Below are 18,839 nucleotides of genomic sequence, written 5' to 3'. Positions count from 1 at the left end.
AAAGCCCGGACCGTCGAGAAGAATTTGCGGATAAATCCGCAACATGTAGTGGCCCAGCAGCCGCTGCATCAACAAGTGAAAGCAGGCACCCAAGCGCAACGTGTTGTTGCCACCTGCGATCCTGTTATTTGGAGCTGTCCGCGAGGACAGATGTGTTATGCCAAAAATGAAGACCAAAAGCTCCGCGAAGAAGCGTTTTCGCGTGCGTCCGGGTGGTACCGTCAAATCGGGTATGGCGTTCAAGCGTCACATCCTGACCAAGAAAACCACCAAAAACAAGCGTCAGCTGCGTGGCACCCGTAACATCAATGCGTCCGACGTCACCAGCGTCCTGCGCATGATGCCGTCCGCTTAATCTCACACTCATTAAGGAGCTACTATGCCTCGAGTAAAACGTGGGGTTACCGCGCGTGCCCGTCATAAGAAAGTACTCAACCAGGCCAAGGGTTACCGCGGTCGTCGCAGCAAGGTTTACCGCGTTGCCAAGCAAGCAGTCATGCGCGCTGGCCAGTATGCCTACCGCGATCGTCGTAACAAGAAGCGCGTCTTCCGCGCACTGTGGATCACCCGTATCAACGCGGCTTCGCGCGAACACGGCCTGACCTACAGCGTCTTCATGAACGGCCTGAAGAAAGCCGCTATCGAACTGGACCGTAAAGTCCTGGCCGATATGGCTGTGGCTGACAAGCCGGCGTTTGCCGCGATTGTCAACGCCGTGAAAGCAAAAATCGCTGCCTAAGCACTGACAGCGATCGATGTTGCGTGCCGCGGTATTGCGGCACGAAGAGCGGGGCACGGGATAACGACCGATGCCCCGTTTTACATTTCCAGCATAGGAAAACCAGTCGGATGAATTCCCTCGAACACATCGTCTCCGTTGCGCAGGCTGACTTTCTCGCCGCCGCGGATGCCGCCGCCCTGGAAAACGCCAAGGCCAAATACCTGGGCAAGACGGGCCAGATTACCGACCTGATGAAGGGCCTCGGCAAGCTCGCGCCCGAGGAAAAGAAGGCGCAGGGCGCCCTGATCAACGCCGCCAAGGGCCAGATCGAAGCCGCGCTGACCGCGCGCCGTGATGCCCTGGCCGATGCGCAGCTGCAGGAACGCCTGAACGCCGAAGCGATCGATGTCACGTTGCCGGGCCGCGGCCGCGCGCCCGGCGGCATCCATCCCGTGATGCGCACCTGGGAGCGCGTCGAGGCGATCTTCCGCTCGATCGGTTTCGACGTGGCCGCCGGCCCCGAAATCGAAACGGACTGGACCAATTTCACGGCGCTGAACAGCCCGGAAAACCATCCGGCCCGCTCGATGCAGGACACGTTCTACATCGAAGGCAACGACAGCACCGGCAAGCCGCTGCTGCTGCGCACCCACACCAGCCCGATGCAGGTGCGCTACGCACGCAGCCACCAGCCGCCGATCAAGGTGATCGCGCCGGGCCGCACCTACCGCGTCGACAGCGATGCCACGCACTCGCCGATGTTCCACCAGGTCGAGGGCCTGTGGATCGCCGAGGACATCAGCTTCGCCGACCTGAAGGGCGTGTACCTGAACTTCGTGAAGGCCTTCTTCGAGACGGATGACCTGGAAGTGCGCTTCCGTCCGTCCTATTTCCCGTTTACGGAACCTTCCGCCGAGATCGACATCGCGTTCGGCTCGGGCCCGCTGAAGGGCCGCTGGCTGGAGGTGTCCGGCTCGGGCCAGGTGCATCCTTCCGTCGTGCGCAATTTCGGGCTGGACCCGGAACGCTACATCGGCTTCGCGTTCGGCTCCGGCCTCGAGCGCCTGACGATGCTGCGCTATGGCGTGAACGACCTGCGCCTGTTCTACGAAGGCGACCTGCGCTTCCTGAAGCAGTTCAACTAAGCGACGCCACTAAGCGACGCCACCAAGCGCGACCTTTAAGCGAATAACGAAGAAGAAGACCGATTATGCAATTCTCCGAAAGCTGGCTCCGTACGATGGTCGATCCGAAGATGACTTCGGACGAGCTGTCCCACCTGCTGACCATGTCCGGCCTGGAAGTGGAAGAAACCGAACCCGTCGCGCCGCCGTTCACGAATGTCGTGGTCGGGCTGGTGCGCGAAGTGCAGAAGCATCCGGATGCGGACCGCCTGAACGTCTGCCAGGTGGACGTGGGCACCGGCACGCTGCTGAACATCGTCTGCGGCGCGCCGAATGTGCGCGTCGGCCTGCGCGTGCCGTGCGCGAAAGCAGGTGCCGAGCTGCCACCGGGTCCGGACGGCAAGCCGTTCCTGATCAAGGTGGGCAAGCTGCGCGGTGTCGAATCGCAGGGCATGCTGTGCTCCGCGCGTGAGCTGAAACTGTCGGAAGACCACGGGGGCCTGCTGGAACTGCCGGACGATGCGCCGGTGGGCCAGGACTTCCGCGACTACTATGCGCTGAACGACCTGAAGTTCACGATCAAGCTCACGCCGAACAAGGCGGACTGCCTGTCGGTGCTGGGTGTCGCGCGCGAAGTGTCGGCGCTGACGGGCACGCCGTTGAGCGCGCCGCACAGCGCCCCGGTCGCCGTCACGCTGGATGAGAAGCTGCCCGTAAAAATCAGCGCGCCGAACCTGTGCGGGCGCTTTGCCGGCCGCGTCATCCGCAACCTGGATGCCAAAGCTGCCACGCCGGACTGGATGAAGCAGCGCCTCGAGCGCAGCGGCCAGCGGTCGCTGTCGGCGCTGGTCGACATCTCGAACTACGTGATGCTGGAGCTGGGCCGTCCGTCGCACGTGTTCGACCTCGACAAGATCCACGGCGGCCTCGACGTCCGCTGGGGCAAGGCCGGTGAAACGCTGAAACTCCTGAACGGCAACACGGTGGCCGTCGACGAGTGGGTGGGCGTGATCGCCGACGACAAGGCGCTGGAGTCCCTCGCCGGCATCATGGGCGGCGATGCCACCGCCGTGTCGCTGGACACGACCAACATCTACCTGGAAGCGGCGTTCTGGTGGCCGGATGCCATCCAGGGCCGTGCCCGCAAATACAATTTCTCGACCGATGCGGCGCACCGCTTCGAGCGCGGCGTGGATTACGCGACCGTCGTCGAGCACATCGAACGCATCACGGCGCTGATCGTCGAGATCTGCGGCACGGCGGACACGAAAGTGGGCCAGGTCGACGACCAGATCGTCAACCTGCCGCAGCGCAAGCCCGTGCAGCTGCGCACCGCGCGCGCCCGGAAGGTGATCGGCGTGCCGCTGACGGACGAGGTCATCGGCGACATCTTCACCCGCCTGGCGCTGCCGTTCACGGTGGCCGACGGCGTGTTCAGCGTGACGGCGCCGAGCTACCGCTTCGACATCGAGATCGAGGAAGACCTGATCGAGGAAGTGGCGCGCGTGTACGGCTTCGAGAACATCCCGGCCAAGCCGCCGGTGGCCGAAAACACGATGCGCATCGAGCCGGAAAACATCCGCTCGATCTTCGCCGTGCGCCACCTGCTGGCGGACGTGGGCTACCAGGAAGTCGTCAACATGAGCTTCGTCGAAGCCCAGTGGGAAGCGGACTTCAATGGCAATGCCGAGCCGATCAAGCTGCAGAATCCGATCGCCAGCCAGCTCTCCGTGCTGCGTTCGTCGCTGATCGGCAGCCTGGTGGCCAATGTGCGCTACAACGTCAACCGCAAGGCGACGCGTGTGCGGGCGTTCGAAGTGGGCGCCGTGTACAAGCGCGATGCGTCGGTCCAGGATGGCCCGCTGACGGTGGCCGGCTACGACCAGCCGCAGCGCGTGGGCGCGATTGCCTATGGCCCGCAGGCGGACGAGCAGTGGGGCCAGGGCACCCGCGATGTCGATTTCTTCGACGTCAAGGCGGACCTGGAAGCGCTGTTCGCGCCGGCCACGTTGCGCTTTGCGAAGCTGGAGCACCCGGCGCTGCATCCGGGCCGCACGGCGTCGGTCGAACTCGACGGCAAGACCATCGGCTTCCTGGGCGAGCTGCACCCGCGCTGGCTGCAGAAGTACGACCTGCCGAAAGCACCGGTGCTGTTCGAGGTGGATGCCGTCGCGCTGCAGCAACGCGCGGTACCTGTCTATGCCGAGATCTCGAAGTTCCCGGGCACGACGCGGGACCTGGCGCTGATCGTGCCGCAGGCCGTCGCCGCCCAGGATCTGCTTGATGCGTTCAGCTCGGCAGTGGCATCCGCGGCGCATGGGCATATCGTGCAAGCCATTGTTTTGTTTGATGAATATCGCGGCAAGGGCCTGGAGGCGGACGAAAAATCGCTTGCTTTCCGCTTTAGCTTGCAAGATACTCAAACGACCCTGCAGGACGATGTCGTGGATGCCCTGATGACCACGCTGGCCGCCGCGGCAACGGAAAAAACGGGCGCCCGCGTGCGCAAATAAGCGCGTGAATGCCGTCCGCCCGGTTCGACGCCGGCGCGGGGCGGTGCGCAGAATCAGCAGGCTGGTGCGTGGGCGGCGGGCGGTGCCCGGTGTAGACTGTGGTGCACCGCGCGGTGCGCGGCACCCGTGCCGGCAGCCGCTGCGTGTTACAGGGTCTGCTGGCGTGCCGTGGCCACTTAGGTGGGGCTTAAGCGATGGTGGTAACGAAGTATTAACGCTTCCGTGTGCCGCCGCATTCCCTCAAAATAGTCATCCGTTCCGATGGGGCGGATAGCGAGTCCGCCTTGCCGGACTCATGTACTTTGTAAAGGCAGGGCAGCAAAATTAACAACAACGACACCGCGGTAATGCAATCTGCGCTGGATGCCGAGTTGCACAGCGCCATGCAGGTTGCCAAGGTACGCCAGGAAGCCGAAAAGGACCTGCCGACGCTGACCAAGGCCGAGCTGGCGGAACTCCTGTTCGAGCAGGTGGGTCTGAACAAGCGGGAAGCCAAGGACATGGTCGAAACGTTCTTCGACGAGATCCGCAACGCGCTCGAGCGCGGCGAGGCCGTGAAGCTGTCCGGCTTCGGCAATTTCCAGCTGCGCGACAAGCCGCAGCGGCCTGGCCGCAACCCGAAGACGGGCGAGGAAATCCCCATCACGGCGCGCCGCGTCGTCACCTTCCACGCCAGCCAGAAGCTGAAGGCGATGGTGGAAGAAAGTGCCGCGCTGGCACGTGCGGCCTGATAAAGGATCGTGATGAACGATCGTCTCAGCAAGACCGAGCTGGTGAGCCTGCCTTCGATTCCCGCCAAGCGTTACTTCACGATCGGCGAAGTGAGCGAGCTGTGCGGCGTGAAGCCGCATGTGCTGCGCTATTGGGAGCAGGAATTCACGCAGCTCAAGCCCGTCAAGCGGCGCGGTAACCGCCGCTATTACCAACACCATGAAGTGCTGCTGATCCGCCGCATCCGCGAGCTGCTGTACGAGCAGGGATTCACGATCAGCGGCGCCCGCAACAAGCTGGACAGCCGGGGCCTTGCCGCGCAGGGCGGGCACGCGGAGTATGATGGCGAGATGCCGCCGGCGCCGCCGCCACTCGATCGCGAGATGATCCGTGGCGAGCTGCTGTCGATCCTCGGATTGCTGAAGAGTTGAGCAGTTACGCGCGCCGGGCGGTACGCGGCCATGGCGTACGCCGGGGCGGCAGGATGCATTCCGGCGCGAAGTATTTTTGCGGCGCAAGGGCTGCCGCTGTCAGCGCGACAATGGCCCGGAACGTTAAATGATTGGTGTTACAATATCAACGTTACAAGGCTGTTAGTGGAGATGCGCTCGGCGAGCGCTCTTGGGCTACTTTCCCGCGTTAGGGATGCATGAGGGAAAGACATAAGAGGGAAACAATGATACGCATTGCCATTTGTGACGATCATCAGATAGTTAGGGCAGGCTTCAAGCAGATTTTTTCGCAGTCGGATGAATTCAACGTGGTGGCCGAAGGCAGTACCGGCCGCGAAGCGCTCGATATCGCCCGCCGCGAGATTTGCGACGTCCTGCTGCTCGATATCGCCATGCCCGATCAGAGCGGTATCGATACGCTGCGCACGATTCGCCAGGGCCAGCCGGATCTGCCCGTGCTGATCCTGTCCGGCTATCCGGCGCAGCAATACGCGCTGAACCTGTTCAAGATGGGCGCAAACGGCTATCTGAACAAGGAATGCGAGGCGGACGAACTGATCACCGCAGTGCGCACCGTGTTCCAGGGGCGCCGCTATGTCAGCTCGCAGGTGGGCGAACTGCTGGCCCAGAGCTTCGACCGCGACCCGAACACGGCGCTGCACACGGAACTGTCGGACCGCGAGTTCCAGGTCTTCCTGCGTCTGGCGCGCGGCGCGACGGTGTCCGATATCGGCACCGCGCTGTCGCTGAGCATCAAGACAGTCAGCACCTACCGCACCCGCATCATGGAAAAGATGGGCTTGCAGTCGAATAGTGACCTGACCTACTATGCGATGAAGAACAACCTGCTGGACTGACAGCAGCGCCCGGTTCTGCAACCGCCAGCGATGGCCCGCAGCGTCCCAGTGGCGCGGCGGATATCGCTGGCGGTTTGTTTTTGGGGACTGGTTTTACAGGGACTTGCCGATTCGCCAAGCTTCCTGTCGTTCCGAAAACTTGATGTCGTGCCGTCATGCTTTCGTTGTAGCTACGCGCATTAAAGCCTTTACGCAACGTTTCTTCGAAGCATTAATTCGCGTGCCGCCTTATAATGTCCTGCCCGCCTACCGCGTCAGCGAAGGATGTTTCAGGATGTATTTTTCCGCCAAGGCAGTGAACCACCGGCTGCCCTTCTACAAGACCGTGCTGTGCATTACGTGCGCGCTGATCCTCATCGTCAACGGTCTGAGCCTGTTCCACAACCTGCAGTCGCTCAAGAGCGCCAACGCGCAGGTGCTGCAGAGCTCGCGCGTGGCCGAACGGCTGCAGTACCTCGGCGTCCTGGTCCAGGATGCGGAGTCGAGCGTGCGCGGCTATTTCATCTCCGGCGACGAAGTCTATCTGGGCCCGACCCGCGCGGCGCTGGCCGAAACCGAAACCGAATTCACGCTGCTGCAGAAACTGCTGGCCGATAATCCGGCCCAGCTGAAGAACCTGGCCCAGCTGCACACGCTGGTGCGCCGCAAGCTCACGCTGCTCAACCAGGCCATCGACGTGTACCGCCACGGCGGGCTGGACGAGATCGTCAACATTTCCCGCTACAGCGACGAGCGCACCGGCATGGACGAGATCCGGCTGCAGACCGTCATCATGATCCAGGAGCAGAACGAGACATTGGAGGCACGCAGTGCGCGCTTCTACGAGGAATATCATCGCGCGCTGGTGCTTGGCATGGGCATCAACGCGGTGGCCATCGTGGTACTGGTGATGTTCTACCAGCTGGTGCGGCACAGTTTCTTCCGCCGCACGGCCGTCGAGCATGCGCTGCAGCAGTCGAACGAAAACCTGGAAGACATGGTGGCCCAGCGTACCGAGCAGTTATCGGTGCTGTCGCGCCACCTGATCAGCATCAGCGAGGAGGAGAAGGCGCGCCTGTCGCGCGAACTGCACGACGAGATGGGCGCCAACCTTACTTCGATCAGCATGGACCTCGGTGCCGTGATGGGACAGCTGAAGGAGACGCATCCGGAACTGGCCGCGCAGCTGCGCCGCGCCCGCGGCACCCTGGTCGATACGGTGGAACTGAAGCGCCGCATCATCGAGAACCTGCGCCCCAGCCTGCTGGACAACCTGGGCTTGTGCGCCGCCATCGACAGCTACACGGAAGATTTTGCGCGCATGACGAAGCTGCCGTGCGAAACCGAAATCGGTCCGGAGGTGGATGCGATTGCGCGGGAGGGGGACAACAGCCTGTCCATCGCGCTGTTCCGCATCGTGCAGGAATCGCTGACCAATATCCGCAAATACGCGCAGGCGACCTGCGTGTCGGTGTCACTGAAGCGCACGGCGGAAGGGCTGGTACTGCGGATCATCGACGACGGTATCGGCATCGCGGCCGAAACGCTGGCCAAGCCGATGTCGCACGGGATCCTGGGGATGCGTGAACGCGCGCTGCTGCTGGGTGGCACGTTGACGCTCAGGCGGGGCAGGGCCGACAAGGGCACCTGCATCGAAGTGAAGATTCCATTGGCGGGCGATGCGGCGGCGGGGGCCGCAGCCCCCGATGCGTCGCCCGCAGGGCTCAGCAGCCCGCTACGTCAACGAGCAGACGATCGTATTCCGTCTTCGCCACCTTGTAGCACTCGCCCGCATAGCGTTCCAGACCCGCTCGATCAAGCACCGTGATGTTGCCGCGGCGGTAGGTGATCAGGCCGTCGTCCTGCAACTTGCCGGCGGCGGCCGTGATGCTTTCGCGGCGCACGCCCAGCATGATCGAAATCATTTCCTGCGTTACTTTCAGCTCGTTGCTTGGTGAGCGGTCCAGGCGGTCCAGCAGCCAGCGGCACAGCTTCTGTTCGATCGAGCTGTGGCGTCCGCCGACGGCGTTCTGCGCCATCTGGGCAAACAGCGCCGTGTTGTAGCGCATCAGCAGCTGCGGCAGCGGGCCGCCCAGGTTGAACGCGTCGCGCAGCGCCTGGGCCTTCAGGCGGTAGCCGTAGCCGGCGCTCTGGACGACGGCGGTGCACATGGCACGCTCGCCCGGGAACATCGACACGCCAACGACGCCTTCATGGCCAACGACGGCGATTTCCGTGGTGGCGCCATCTTCCATCACGTACAGCAGCGACACGATGGCGGTGGTGGGGAAGTACACGTTCTCAAGCTTGTTACCGAATTCGAACAGCTCCTTGCCGAAAGGCAGTTGCACGAGCTCCAGATGTTCGAACAGCGATTCCAGTACCTGACGGGGCAGGGCGGCCAGCAGTTCGTTCTGCTGTGTGCCGCTGTACGTGATCACAGGACGCCCTTCGCGGGGAACCATACCGAGGGGCATCGTGGATTTTGCTGCTACGCCGAATTGAGTGTTGTTCATCTTATCCTCACAAGCTTAAGTACATGGACAGCGACCCGGTCGTCTGTTTCGGTGCTGTGTGCGTCCGGGAACAGTGCCGTTCGTGTTGGTAGTACTTTAAGTTCCTATGTGCGTTGCGAACATAAGACGGGTTTCCGCCGGGGTGTAGGCTGTCAAGATCGCAAGCTGTCGGCCCAGTCCTACGATAGCGCTCTTATCGCTAGCATAGCGACTGCGGGTCGGGCGCACGATTGCAAAACGGTGCATTCCATGGCGCTGAGAATGTCGGAATTGCAAGGCCTGGCAAGACCTGTTCCGTTTTCACCGTCCATCGGTAACGCACCGAACATTAAAGCGCTACATAGTGCATTCCGTAGTTTTCTTGCTGCAAGGCGGCTGATTCCTACAAGGGTTGAAATGCTCGTGCCCGGCCCCGTGGCGTAACTTACTGCTTGAAAGCATAATTTGCGCGACAAAGAGTAACGTTTTCGATCGGCATTATTGCTATTAATGAAATAGCGGATGGGCGCCGCGCAGTGGGACGGGCCGTTCTCCAGACAAGACCAGGAAGCGTTCCATGGCGGATCTCACGCCGCTGATATACGACAGCATCGCGTCCGTGACGCAGAACAACCGGCTGCTCCAGCTGACCACTACGCTGGGTGACGACCTGCTGCTGCCGCAGCGCGTGATCGCCCATGACCGCCTGGGCCGCAGCTATGAATACACCGTCGACTGCCTCGCGCGCAGCGATACGCTCGAACTGAAAAAGCGCATCGCCCAGCCGGTTACGCTGTGGGTGCAGCAGGCCGACCAGACGTACCTGCCGGTGCATGGCTATGTGTACCGGGCGCAGCGTCTCGGCAGCGACGGCCAGTTCGCCCACTGCCAGCTGTCCTTCGCGCCGTGGCTGCATTTCCTGAAATACCGCCGCGATGTGCGGATCTGGCAGGACAAGGCGGCCGACGATATTCTCACCGAGGTCTTCAATGGCCATCCGCAGGCGGAAGGCCATTTCCGTTTCGACGTGCGCACGCCGGCGCTGCCCCGCTCCTACTGCACGCAGTACGAAACGGACTGGCACTTCGTCCACCGCCTGATGGAGGAGGAAGGCTGGTACGGGTACCACGAACAGAAGCCCGACGGCTCCGGCCACCTGCTGGTGATCGCCGATACGGCCGACCAGCTGGCTTCCGTGCCCGGGGAGCGGGTGCTGTTCCACCGTGCGGGCACGGAAGACGAACTGCACAAGATCGTTCACTGGGGCGCCGGCCGCACGATCGCCGCCAGCAAGTTCAGCGCCAGTACCGACGACTACAAGGCGCCCAATGTCGCCAAGGCCACCAATACGCTGGTGACGGCCACGCATGGCGATCTGCCCGCGCAGCTGGAGGTGAATGAATACACGGGCGCCTACACCTATGCCACGCAGGAGCAGGGCGACCGGCAGTCGCCTCAGGGGCGAGGAATGGGAATCGAGCATGAAGCGCTTTGCGGCGGTGTCCGGCTGCGCAGCCTGCCGGCCGGCAGCTGGTTCACGCTGGAAGACCATCCACTGCATGACAGCGACAGTGCCGACGATCGCCAGTTCATGGTGATCGCTGTCGAATGGTGCATTGAAAACAATCTGCCAATCTCGAACCAGGTGAAGGATTTCCCCGGCAGCCTGTTGCCGCAGGTACTTGCGTTCAAGGCCGCCGTCCGCCGCGAAGCGTCCGCCGGCCAGCTGGCGACCGATGGCGCGAACGAGCACACGGGGCACTGCTTCAACCGCAGTTCCTGCCAGTTCGCCCATGCGTGCGCGGCCGCCGCGCGATTATCAGCTCCAGATAACCTCATCCCCCTCGTCAGCCAGCGTTGCCAACCCGGCCATGACCGATAGCGACGAGGCATGAATCCGGCTGTCGTGCCTCCGCAACGCCGTTTCGGATATATTCGAGCGACCGTCGGCCTGCCGCAACAAAGTGCAGATCACTACCCTGTCTGGGACGTTTCCGAGGGGCAAAAACGGCGCGAAGATGTAAAATTGCCGTACGTCAATCATTACCGAAAGCTGAACATGAAACGTCTCCAGCAAGGCTTTACGCTGATCGAAGTGCTGGTCACGATCGCGATCGTGGGCCTGCTGACGTCCGTGGCGGTACCGTCCTATAACAATTACGTGACGCGCGCCCGCACCGCCGAGGCATTCTCCGCGCTGGGCGCCGCGCAGGCGGCGGCCGAACAGTACTGGCCGAACGGGCGCACCTATGCCAATTTCAACACCTCGCTGGCGTTCCCTGCCGCAACCGACAATTTTACGTACACCCTCAGTAACGCCACCGCATCGACGTTCACCGTGACGGCCAACGGCCGCGCCAAGATGACGGGCTTCACCTACACCATCAACCAGAGCGGCACCCGGGCCACCACCGCTACGCCGAGCTGGGGCACGAACACCTCCTGCTGGGTCGACAAGAAGGGTGGCGCATGCTCCAGCTGAACCGCGGCTACACGCTGATCGAGGTGGTGGTGGGTATCGCCATCCTCGGCATCGTGCTGGCCGTGGGGATTCCGAATCTTACGCACTGGATCATCGCCAACAAGGCCAAGGCGGCCTCCGAGTTCTACCTGGACGGGCTGACGATGGCGCGGCGCCAGGCGGTGGCGCACAATGCGCGCAGCCGCTTCGTGCTCACGCCGAATGCGAACGGCCAGTACGACTGGCAGGTCGACCTGTGCTTCCCCGCGCTGGCCGTGCCATGTACCGACGATACCGGCAACTGGTCGACCGCCACCGCCGTGGCCAGTGGTGATCCGGAAGGCCTCACCGGTTTCAAGTCGGTGTTCCGTTCCGCGTCCGCGCTGCCGCCGTCGAACGTGCTGATTCCTTCGGTGGCGCCGGAAGCGGCCAACGCCATCTACTTCACGGAACTGGGCTGGGTCGATACGAGCATCCGCGCGCGCCTGACCCGGCTGCGGCTCGATCCTGCCACGGCGCTCGCCGGCGACGTGCGCGCCGCCGCGCTGTCCGTCACGCTGGCCGGCATGGCCTCCAAGTGCGACCCGGCCGCCCAGGCGCCCGATTCGCGGGCCTGTCCGCTATGAAGCGCCGGCCGCTCCGCCGCTCCAGCCAGCGCGGCATCGCGCTGCTCGAGGCGCTGATCGCCGTCGTCATCCTGGCACTCGGCCTGCTGGGCACGATCGGGCTGCAGGCGCGCTCGTACGCCGCGCTGTCCGATTCGGCCATGCGTGCGGAGGCGACCATTGCCGCCGACCGGCTGATCGGCATCATGAGCAACGACGCCGTCAACCTCGCCGGCTACCAGGTTGCGCTGGATGCGCGCGCACCTGCGGCCCTGGCGCCGTGGGCGGCCGAGACAACGGCCGCGATGCCCGGTGCGCGCTACAGCGTGACGGTGGTGCCCGAGGCGCAGCGCACCCGCGTGGCCATCGAGATCCACTGGCAGCGCAAGCAGGGCGATGCGGACAGCTCGCACCTCGTGACGGCGTACATCCGATGAGCACCCTCGCTGTCCGGCCGCGCGGCTTCTCCCTCGTCGAACTGCTAGTCAGCGTCGTCATCGGCCTGCTGGCCGTGATGTTCGCCACCAAGCTGATGATCGATGGCGAGCAAAGCAAATCGTCCTCGGTCGGCGGCTCGGATGCCATGCAAAACGGCATGCTGGCGCTGTTCTCGATGCAGAACGACGCGGCGCAGGCGGGATGGGGACTGAACGACGATCTGGTCAACGGCTGCAACACTGCCTTCACTGACCGCCAGGGCTACGTGCTGGCGGGCGCCACCCGCGATGGCGTGGCGATCACACCGCTCGCGCCGGCCGTCATCGCCAGCGGTGCCCAGTCCGATACCGTCACGTTCTATGCCGGCACCGGTCTGGCCGGCGTGGGCTCGGCGCGGCTCAACAAGAACTACGATGGCGGCGCGACGATCGAGGTCGATGCCGTCGCGCCGTTCGGCTTCCAGCAAGGAGACGCGATCGTGGTCGCCCCGGAACCTGCCGGCAGCGGCTGCGTCGTCGCGCAGATCTCGGCCGCGCCCGCCGCCAGCATCCTGCAGATCGCGTCTGCGCCCGCCTACCGCTTCAACACGGGCAACCTGAACGCCACGTACATCGGCGGCATGGCCCGCGTGTTCAACCTGGGCCCGGCGGCCAAGCTGTCGTTCCACACCTGGTCCGTCCGCAACGGCATGCTGCAGCTGCGCGCCACCGACCTGGCCGGCGCCAGCGCGCAGGCGCAGCCCGTGGTGGGCAACGTCGTGGCACTGAAGGCGCAGTATGGTTTCGATACGCGCGCCGGCAACGCGTTCCAGCCGAAGGCCGGCCTGCAGGTGGGCCGCTGGAGCAGCCTGATGATCGATGCGGATGGCGATGGCAGCATCGGCGATGCGGGCGACTGGCAGCGTATCGCCGCGCTGCGCATCGCCGTGATCGCACGCAGCGCCGTGGCGGAGCGTCCAGCGCCGGGCGCCACCACGTGCACGGCCACCACCGCGCCGGTCACGGTGTTCGGCACGGCCGTGCCGGCCGGCGTCGCGGCGGCGGCCGTCGACGTGCCGCTGGCGGTAACGAACGATACGGCCAGCTGGACCTGCTATCGCTACCGCGTGTTCGACACCATCGTCCCGATCCGCAACGCCGGGTGGCGGCCATGATGCGCCGGCCTGTGCGGACGTCCCGGCGCCAGAGCGGCCTGGCCCTGCCGCTGATGCTGATCATGCTGGTGGTGATGATGATCAGCAGTATCTACCTGCTGCGCTCGACCAATTCGGCCGCGCTGACGACCTCGAACCTGGCGTATGACGACCAGCTGTCGAAGGCGGCCGACCTGGGCATCCACGCAGCCTACGACTGGCTCAGTTCACTGCCCGACAAGGCCGTGCTGCAGAACGATATTCCCGCCGCCGGCTATGTCGCCACCACCAATCCGGGAGCCGGGCAGGGCGTGTCGAATCCCGCGTTCTGGCAGGGTTCCCTGAAAGTGTGGGACGCCGACCGTCGCGACGAGGTCGAGTACGTGATCCACCGCATGTGCCGCTTCGCCGGACCGTACAACGACGCTGCCAACAGCTGCACGCAGACGGCGGCACGCCAGGGCGTGCAGGCCCGTACCCGTGTCGGCGACAGCCTGTCTTCCGATGCGCCCGCCTACCAGGGCTCCCCGCAGCTGCACTACGTGATCACGGCCCGCCTGAGCGGCCCGCGCGGCGGCAATGTAATGAACCAGGCCGTCGTGATGATGGGTCCATGATGAAGACGATGACAACCAGGCTTTACTTCCATTTGCTGACCGGCGTGCTGGCCCTGCTGGCGCTGGCGCCCCGCGTGGCGCCCGCCGCCACCACCAGCATCGCCCAGGTCCCGCTGCTGAACATCGCCGGCACCGGCACCGTCAAGCCGAACCTGATGCTGCTGTTCGATAACTCCGGCTCGATGGACCAGACCTACACGCCGGACTATGTGAACGATTCGCTGTGCCGTTCGCGCGCCACGCTGGTGCTGGGCATCATGGGCTGTGCGGTCGGCCATCCGCCGTTCATGAGCGCCGACTTCAACAAGCAGTACTACAACCCGCGCATCCGCTACCAGCCGCCGATCATGTGGGATGGCAGCTACTACCCGGAGATGACGGCGGCGCAGACGGCCACCTGGTCGAACGTGCCGAGCGACGGTTTCGGCCGCAGCAACATCAACCTGGCCGGCACCGGCGACGCGGACATCAACCTGCTGACCGAATTCCCGGACCTGAAGTGGTGCAATCCGAACGACACGGAAGACTGCCGCACCAACACCGCGTCCTACACCTACCCGGACAATATCTACAACGTCGCCACGCCGATCTCGGTCGCGCCGTACTACTTCAATATCGCCATTTCCGAGTACTGCCGCGACGAGACGCTGACCTCCTGCACGTCGGTGGCGGCGGGCGCCGCGGCGCCCGACGGCTATCCGGTCGGCGCCGTGGTGCGCTGGTGCAGCAACCGCAACCTGACCACGTGCCAGGCCAAGCGGGTGGGCTCCTACGTCTACCCGAAATATTCGACGCCGCCATCCTCGACCATCGCGTACGGCACCATCACGATCGGTACCACGCGCTCGACGTCATCGATGACCATCGATTCCGTCAGCGTCATCAACCCGTCATCGCCCAACGCGCCGATCGTCATCACGAACGGCGCCGTCACGGCGGCCAACGGCACCAACACGGCGGCGCGCCAGCAGGCGCTGGCCTCGCAGGTCGCGGCCAGCATCATCGCGCGCACGGGCCTCGGTACCAATTCGTACTGGGCCTGCGTGCGCACGCCGTCCGGCACCAGCACGGTGCCCACCTGTGCCTCGCTGGGCATCACGCTCACGTCGAACAACGTCGTGGCCATCATCCCCATCACCTGCAGCGGCAGCAGCAAGTCGCTCACCGCCTGCAGCACCATCCGCGAGGATGCCACCAGCAACACGCGCCTGGGCTGGGCCGTGACGGTGGACGCGCCGCAAGTGCAGACCACGCCGGCCACCACGGGCGAACCGCCCACGGCACTGCTGCGCATCGGCGGCAGCGGCACCACGCGTTCGTCCGGCAGCATCGTCAACATCGGCCTGGGCGGCCGCCAGATCACCGGTACCGTGTCCCTGCGCAGCCTGACGCCCCGCAACGCGGCCGTGGCCATCGCCGCGGCGATCAATGCGTACACGACGAAGGCCACCTACAAGGCCTACCTGGGCGGCGACTCGATCACGGGCGTGTGCGCCGCCGAGCCGAATACCAGCGTCTGCATCGTCAATACGACGGCCACCAGCAACGGCGCGGTCCTGACCGGGACCCCTTACAACACCGCCGACGTGACGTTCAATGGCGTGAGCGCCAACAGCATCGTCGAGGGGATTCCCGTGACGGTGACAGCGCTGTCCTCGCTGCCGAGCGGTTTCACCCGCGTGGACCTGGTCAGCGGCCGCACCTATCCGAAGATCGCCGCGCGCACCGACTGCGTGGCCCGCGCCAACGCCTGCACGTATGAAGAGGAGATGACCAACTTCGCCAACTGGTATGCGTACTACAAGACGCGCATGCAGATGATGAAGACCTCGGTCGGCATCGCTTTTTCCGCCATCAACGCCAACTACCGGGTCGGCTTCGTACGGCTGTCGCAGGCCGCCGTCAGCGGCCGCGCGATCGACATGAAGCCGGCCGAATTCGCCGGCACGGCGCGCAGCACCTTCTATTCGACGCTGTACAACGCCACCAGCAGCGGCTCGACGCCGATCCGCACGGCGATGGACAACGTGGGGCGCATGTTCGCCAACCTGACGCCCTACGACTACCCGGAGGGCGAGAAGGTGGTGCAGTTCGCCTGCCAGCCGAACTTCCTGATCCTCACGACGGACGGCTACTGGAACGGCGACCCGACCGGCAATGTGGCCAACAACGACAACGTGCAGAATCCGGCGCGCTTCTGCAGCTACGCGCGCGGCTGCGTCGATCCGCGCGCCCAGTCGCAGCCGTCGATTTCCGACGTCGCGCTGCACTGGTATAACGGCGGTTCGTCGACGTCGACAGTGTCGCTGCGCCCGGACCTGGAGCCGGACATGACGAAGCCGGGCCAGGTGCCGGCCGCCGATGGCGACAATACCCACCTGCACGTCAACACCTACACGCTGGGCCTCGGGGTCGACGGCGTAATGACCTACGAACCGAACTACGACACGGCGCCGAAGGCGGGCGGCGACTTCTACAACCTGATCACGCGCGTGCAGACGGGCTGCCCGTGGAACAATGGCGGGCCGTACGTGTGGCCCAATCCGGACGTGACCAATACCGGCAACACGGTGCAGGAGCGCGTGGACGACCTGTGGCACGCGGCCATCAACGGCCATGGCAAGTACTTCAGCGCGAACGAGCCGGGCGAGGTGGTGGACGGCCTGTCGTCCGCACTGGCCAACATGCAGGTGACCTTGGGCGCCGCCTCGGCCGCGGCCACGTCGACGCCGAACATCTCGCTGCAGGACAACGACATCTTCTCGGACACGTTCACCACCGTGAAGTGGTATGGCGAACTGGCGGACCGCAAGATCGACGCCACCACCGGCGTGGTCAGCACCAGCACGGTGTGGACCAGCACGGACACGGTGGGCGAGAAGGTCGCCGCCAGCAGCGACACGCGGCGCATCTACATGGTCAACAACGGCCTGCTCAAGCAGTTCACGGCCGCGAACATGGCCGGCGACACGCAGGCGCTGGCGTGGTTCACGGGCCAGTGCCCGAACCTGCCGCAGTGCACGCTGCTGTCGGCCGCCGACCGCGGCATCGTCAACGGTGCGGACAACCTGATCAACTGGCTGCGCGGCCAGCAGCAGTACGCCAACGACCGCATCTTCCGCGCCTACTCGATGAGCAACGGGTCGCCCTCGATCCCGATCGTGCTGGGCGATATCGCTTCGTCCAAGCCGGCCTATGTGCGCGACCCGCGCAAGGCCTACACCAGCAACGACTACGCCACCTTCAAGGACACGCAGACGGCCAGCCGCACCACGGCCACCGTGTTCACCGCGGCCAACGACGGCATGCTGCACGCGTTCAGCGCGAGCGACGGCGAAGAACTGTGGGCCTATGTGCCGCGCATCACGATGAAGAAGCTGTATGCGCTGGCCAGCACCACGTATGCGACCAACCACCAGTTCACCACCGACGGCTCGCCCGAGACGGCCGACGTGTTCTTCACGAGCGACAACCGCTGGCACACGATCCTGGTGGCAGGCCTGAACGCGGGCGGCCGGGGCTACTACGCGCTGGACATCACCGATCCTGTCAATCCGCGTCCCCTGTGGGAGCTGTGCGCCGATGCCAGCGTGTGCACGAATGCCGTGCCGAACATGGGCCTGTCGTTCGGCAATCCGCAGTTCGGCACGTGGCGGGACGGTTCGGGCACGACGCGCTGGGTGGTGTTCCTTACCTCCGGCTACAACAACGTGCCGAACGTGGATGGCGTGAATGCCGGCGACGGCAAGGGCTACCTGTTCATCGTCGACGTGGCGACGGGCGCCGTGCTCAAGACCGTCAGCACGAACAGCGGCGACACGACGACGCCGTCGGGCCTGGCCAAGATCACCGCGATCACGGCCGATCCGAACACCGATCCGCTGGTGACCTATGTGTACGGCGGCGACAACCAGGGCCAGATGTGGCGCTTCGACCTGACCTCGACCACCGGCGCGGTGGGCGTGCTGAAGATGGGCGACGCCGGCGCGCTGCAGCCGATCACCACGCGGCCGGACGTGACGCTGTGCGCGATCACGGGCACGACGGAGCCGCAGCGCCTGGTGCTGTTCGGCACCGGCCGGCTGCTCGACGTGCCCGATACCACCAGCACCGATGTGCAGAGCCTGTACGCGCTGAAGGACACCGGCACCAGCATCAACGTGCGCGGCGCGGCGATGGAGCAGCAGACGCTCAGCAGCGGCGGCAGTTCCACCAACACCAATACGTACGTCATCAACGATGCCGCGGCGGACCTGCGCGTAAAAGCCGGCTGGTACTTCGACTGGCGCCTGAACGCGGGCGAGCGGATGAACATCGATCCGAAGATCGTCAGCGGCGTCGGCAACGTGGTGACCAACCTGCCGACGTCGTCGTCCTCGTGCTCGGTGGGCGGCACCAGCAACGCCTATTCGCTCGACGTCTGCAAGGGCACCGGCGTCACGCCGTTCGGCACTGGCACGGTTGCCGGCGGCACGCTGTCGAACACGTCGGCCGCCGTCGGCTTCATCATCGTGCGCCTGCCGAACGGCCAGCTGAAGATGATCGCCACCACCGCGAAAGGCGAAACCCTGACGCGACCGATCACGGAACTCGACTCCGAAGGCGCGCACCCCGTCGGCTGGCGCCGCGTGAAGGGCGACTGATCTTCTACCGCCGAGCTCGTGTCACACCATGCGGAAATCCCTTAACAGCCGAGCTCGTGTCACACCATGGGGTCAGGCGTGGTGACACGAG

16 protein-coding genes are annotated in these 18,839 nt (G+C 64.5%); 15 read left to right on the top strand and 1 reads right to left on the bottom strand.

The window, feature by feature from the left end:
* Positions 1 to 157 precede the first annotated feature (157 nt).
* The 8 genes from rpmI to IP91_RS08385 all read left to right on the top strand — a co-directional run bounded on the left by rpmI (position 158) and on the right by IP91_RS08385 (position 8,185).
* Positions 158 to 355 (top strand): 50S ribosomal protein L35, encoded by a 198-nt coding sequence (gene rpmI / locus IP91_RS08420; RefSeq protein ID WP_057262756.1) that lies wholly within the window; start codon positions 158 to 160, stop codon positions 353 to 355.
* A gap of 24 nt (positions 356 to 379) precedes the next feature.
* Positions 380 to 739: a 50S ribosomal protein L20 gene (rplT, locus tag IP91_RS08415; protein ID WP_145648499.1), complete on the top strand. Its 360-nt coding sequence runs from the start codon at positions 380 to 382 to the stop codon at positions 737 to 739.
* 110 nt (positions 740 to 849) lie between these two features.
* Positions 850 to 1,866 carry a phenylalanine--tRNA ligase subunit alpha gene (pheS, locus tag IP91_RS08410; protein ID WP_145648498.1) on the top strand — a complete coding sequence of 339 codons (1,017 nt, stop codon included), beginning with the start codon at positions 850 to 852 and terminating at the stop codon, positions 1,864 to 1,866.
* Positions 1,867 to 1,931: 65 nt separating this feature from the next.
* A complete protein-coding gene (pheT, locus tag IP91_RS08405) occupies positions 1,932 to 4,358 on the top strand; it encodes a phenylalanine--tRNA ligase subunit beta (RefSeq protein WP_145648497.1) in 2,427 nt (808 codons plus the stop codon).
* A gap of 383 nt (positions 4,359 to 4,741) precedes the next feature.
* A complete protein-coding gene (locus tag IP91_RS08400) occupies positions 4,742 to 5,089 on the top strand; it encodes an integration host factor subunit alpha (RefSeq protein ID WP_145648715.1) in 348 nt (115 codons plus the stop codon).
* 12 nt (positions 5,090 to 5,101) lie between these two features.
* Positions 5,102 to 5,500, top strand: coding sequence for a MerR family transcriptional regulator (locus IP91_RS08395; RefSeq protein ID WP_145648496.1), 399 nt, complete (start codon positions 5,102 to 5,104; stop codon positions 5,498 to 5,500).
* Positions 5,501 to 5,745: 245 nt separating this feature from the next.
* Positions 5,746 to 6,378: a response regulator gene (locus IP91_RS08390; RefSeq protein ID WP_145648495.1), complete on the top strand. Its 633-nt coding sequence runs from the start codon at positions 5,746 to 5,748 to the stop codon at positions 6,376 to 6,378.
* Between the two features lie 274 nt (positions 6,379 to 6,652).
* Positions 6,653 to 8,185 carry a CHASE3 domain-containing protein gene (locus tag IP91_RS08385; RefSeq protein WP_145648494.1) on the top strand — a complete coding sequence of 511 codons (1,533 nt, stop codon included), beginning with the start codon at positions 6,653 to 6,655 and terminating at the stop codon, positions 8,183 to 8,185.
* On the opposite strand, the gene IP91_RS08380 is transcribed toward IP91_RS08385, so the two are convergent.
* Positions 8,082 to 8,873, bottom strand: a complete 792-nt coding sequence (locus IP91_RS08380; protein ID WP_371860603.1) for a Crp/Fnr family transcriptional regulator — start codon at positions 8,871 to 8,873, stop codon at positions 8,082 to 8,084. The genes IP91_RS08385 and IP91_RS08380 overlap by 104 nt on opposite strands.
* A gap of 556 nt (positions 8,874 to 9,429) precedes the next feature.
* On the opposite strand from IP91_RS08380, the gene IP91_RS08375 reads away from it, so the two are divergent.
* The 7 genes from IP91_RS08375 (at position 9,430) to IP91_RS08345 (ending at position 18,748) form a co-directional block, all read left to right on the top strand.
* Positions 9,430 to 10,734, top strand: a complete 1,305-nt coding sequence (locus tag IP91_RS08375; protein WP_145648493.1) for a type VI secretion system Vgr family protein — start codon at positions 9,430 to 9,432, stop codon at positions 10,732 to 10,734.
* Between the two features lie 177 nt (positions 10,735 to 10,911).
* Complete coding sequence (locus IP91_RS08370) at positions 10,912 to 11,334, top strand: type IV pilin protein (protein WP_145648492.1); 423 nt, start codon at positions 10,912 to 10,914, stop codon at positions 11,332 to 11,334.
* Positions 11,322 to 11,939: a pilus assembly FimT family protein gene (locus tag IP91_RS08365; protein WP_145648491.1), complete on the top strand. Its 618-nt coding sequence runs from the start codon at positions 11,322 to 11,324 to the stop codon at positions 11,937 to 11,939. The genes IP91_RS08370 and IP91_RS08365 overlap by 13 nt, the downstream gene beginning before the upstream one ends.
* Positions 11,936 to 12,355 (top strand): type IV pilus modification PilV family protein, encoded by a 420-nt coding sequence (locus tag IP91_RS08360; RefSeq protein WP_145648490.1) that lies wholly within the window; start codon positions 11,936 to 11,938, stop codon positions 12,353 to 12,355. The genes IP91_RS08365 and IP91_RS08360 overlap by 4 nt, the downstream gene beginning before the upstream one ends.
* A complete protein-coding gene (locus IP91_RS08355) occupies positions 12,352 to 13,509 on the top strand; it encodes a PilW family protein (RefSeq protein ID WP_145648489.1) in 1,158 nt (385 codons plus the stop codon). Before IP91_RS08360 ends, IP91_RS08355 begins: the two co-directional genes overlap by 4 nt.
* Positions 13,506 to 14,105, top strand: a complete 600-nt coding sequence (locus IP91_RS08350; protein ID WP_229474139.1) for a pilus assembly PilX family protein — start codon at positions 13,506 to 13,508, stop codon at positions 14,103 to 14,105. Before IP91_RS08355 ends, IP91_RS08350 begins: the two co-directional genes overlap by 4 nt.
* 8 nt (positions 14,106 to 14,113) lie before the next feature.
* Entirely contained in the window at positions 14,114 to 18,748 is a 4,635-nt protein-coding gene (locus tag IP91_RS08345) for a PilC/PilY family type IV pilus protein (RefSeq protein WP_145648488.1), read from the top strand.
* Positions 18,749 to 18,839: the final 91 nt, after the last annotated feature.

Origin of the sequence: Pseudoduganella lurida, from assembly GCF_007830455.1 — a bacterium.
GTDB lineage: Bacteria > Pseudomonadota > Gammaproteobacteria > Burkholderiales > Burkholderiaceae_D > Rugamonas > Rugamonas lurida.
This window is presented reverse-complemented; position numbering and strand designations above follow the sequence as displayed.

Coding starts and splice junctions, on each gene's coding strand:
- IP91_RS08360 (WP_145648490.1), top strand. CDS start 11,936: ATGAAGCGCCGGCCGCTCCGCCGCTCCAGCCAGCGCGGCATCGCGCTG.
- rpmI (WP_057262756.1), top strand. CDS start 158: ATGCCAAAAATGAAGACCAAAAGCTCCGCGAAGAAGCGTTTTCGCGTG.
- rplT (WP_145648499.1), top strand. CDS start 380: ATGCCTCGAGTAAAACGTGGGGTTACCGCGCGTGCCCGTCATAAGAAA.
- IP91_RS08380 (WP_371860603.1), bottom strand. CDS start 8,873: ATGAACAACACTCAATTCGGCGTAGCAGCAAAATCCACGATGCCCCTC.
- IP91_RS08350 (WP_229474139.1), top strand. CDS start 13,506: ATGATGCGCCGGCCTGTGCGGACGTCCCGGCGCCAGAGCGGCCTGGCC.
- IP91_RS08345 (WP_145648488.1), top strand. CDS start 14,114: ATGACAACCAGGCTTTACTTCCATTTGCTGACCGGCGTGCTGGCCCTG.
- pheS (WP_145648498.1), top strand. CDS start 850: ATGAATTCCCTCGAACACATCGTCTCCGTTGCGCAGGCTGACTTTCTC.
- IP91_RS08365 (WP_145648491.1), top strand. CDS start 11,322: ATGCTCCAGCTGAACCGCGGCTACACGCTGATCGAGGTGGTGGTGGGT.
- IP91_RS08385 (WP_145648494.1), top strand. CDS start 6,653: ATGTATTTTTCCGCCAAGGCAGTGAACCACCGGCTGCCCTTCTACAAG.
- IP91_RS08390 (WP_145648495.1), top strand. CDS start 5,746: ATGATACGCATTGCCATTTGTGACGATCATCAGATAGTTAGGGCAGGC.
- IP91_RS08375 (WP_145648493.1), top strand. CDS start 9,430: ATGGCGGATCTCACGCCGCTGATATACGACAGCATCGCGTCCGTGACG.
- IP91_RS08395 (WP_145648496.1), top strand. CDS start 5,102: ATGAACGATCGTCTCAGCAAGACCGAGCTGGTGAGCCTGCCTTCGATT.
- IP91_RS08355 (WP_145648489.1), top strand. CDS start 12,352: ATGAGCACCCTCGCTGTCCGGCCGCGCGGCTTCTCCCTCGTCGAACTG.
- pheT (WP_145648497.1), top strand. CDS start 1,932: ATGCAATTCTCCGAAAGCTGGCTCCGTACGATGGTCGATCCGAAGATG.
- IP91_RS08400 (WP_145648715.1), top strand. CDS start 4,742: ATGCAGGTTGCCAAGGTACGCCAGGAAGCCGAAAAGGACCTGCCGACG.
- IP91_RS08370 (WP_145648492.1), top strand. CDS start 10,912: ATGAAACGTCTCCAGCAAGGCTTTACGCTGATCGAAGTGCTGGTCACG.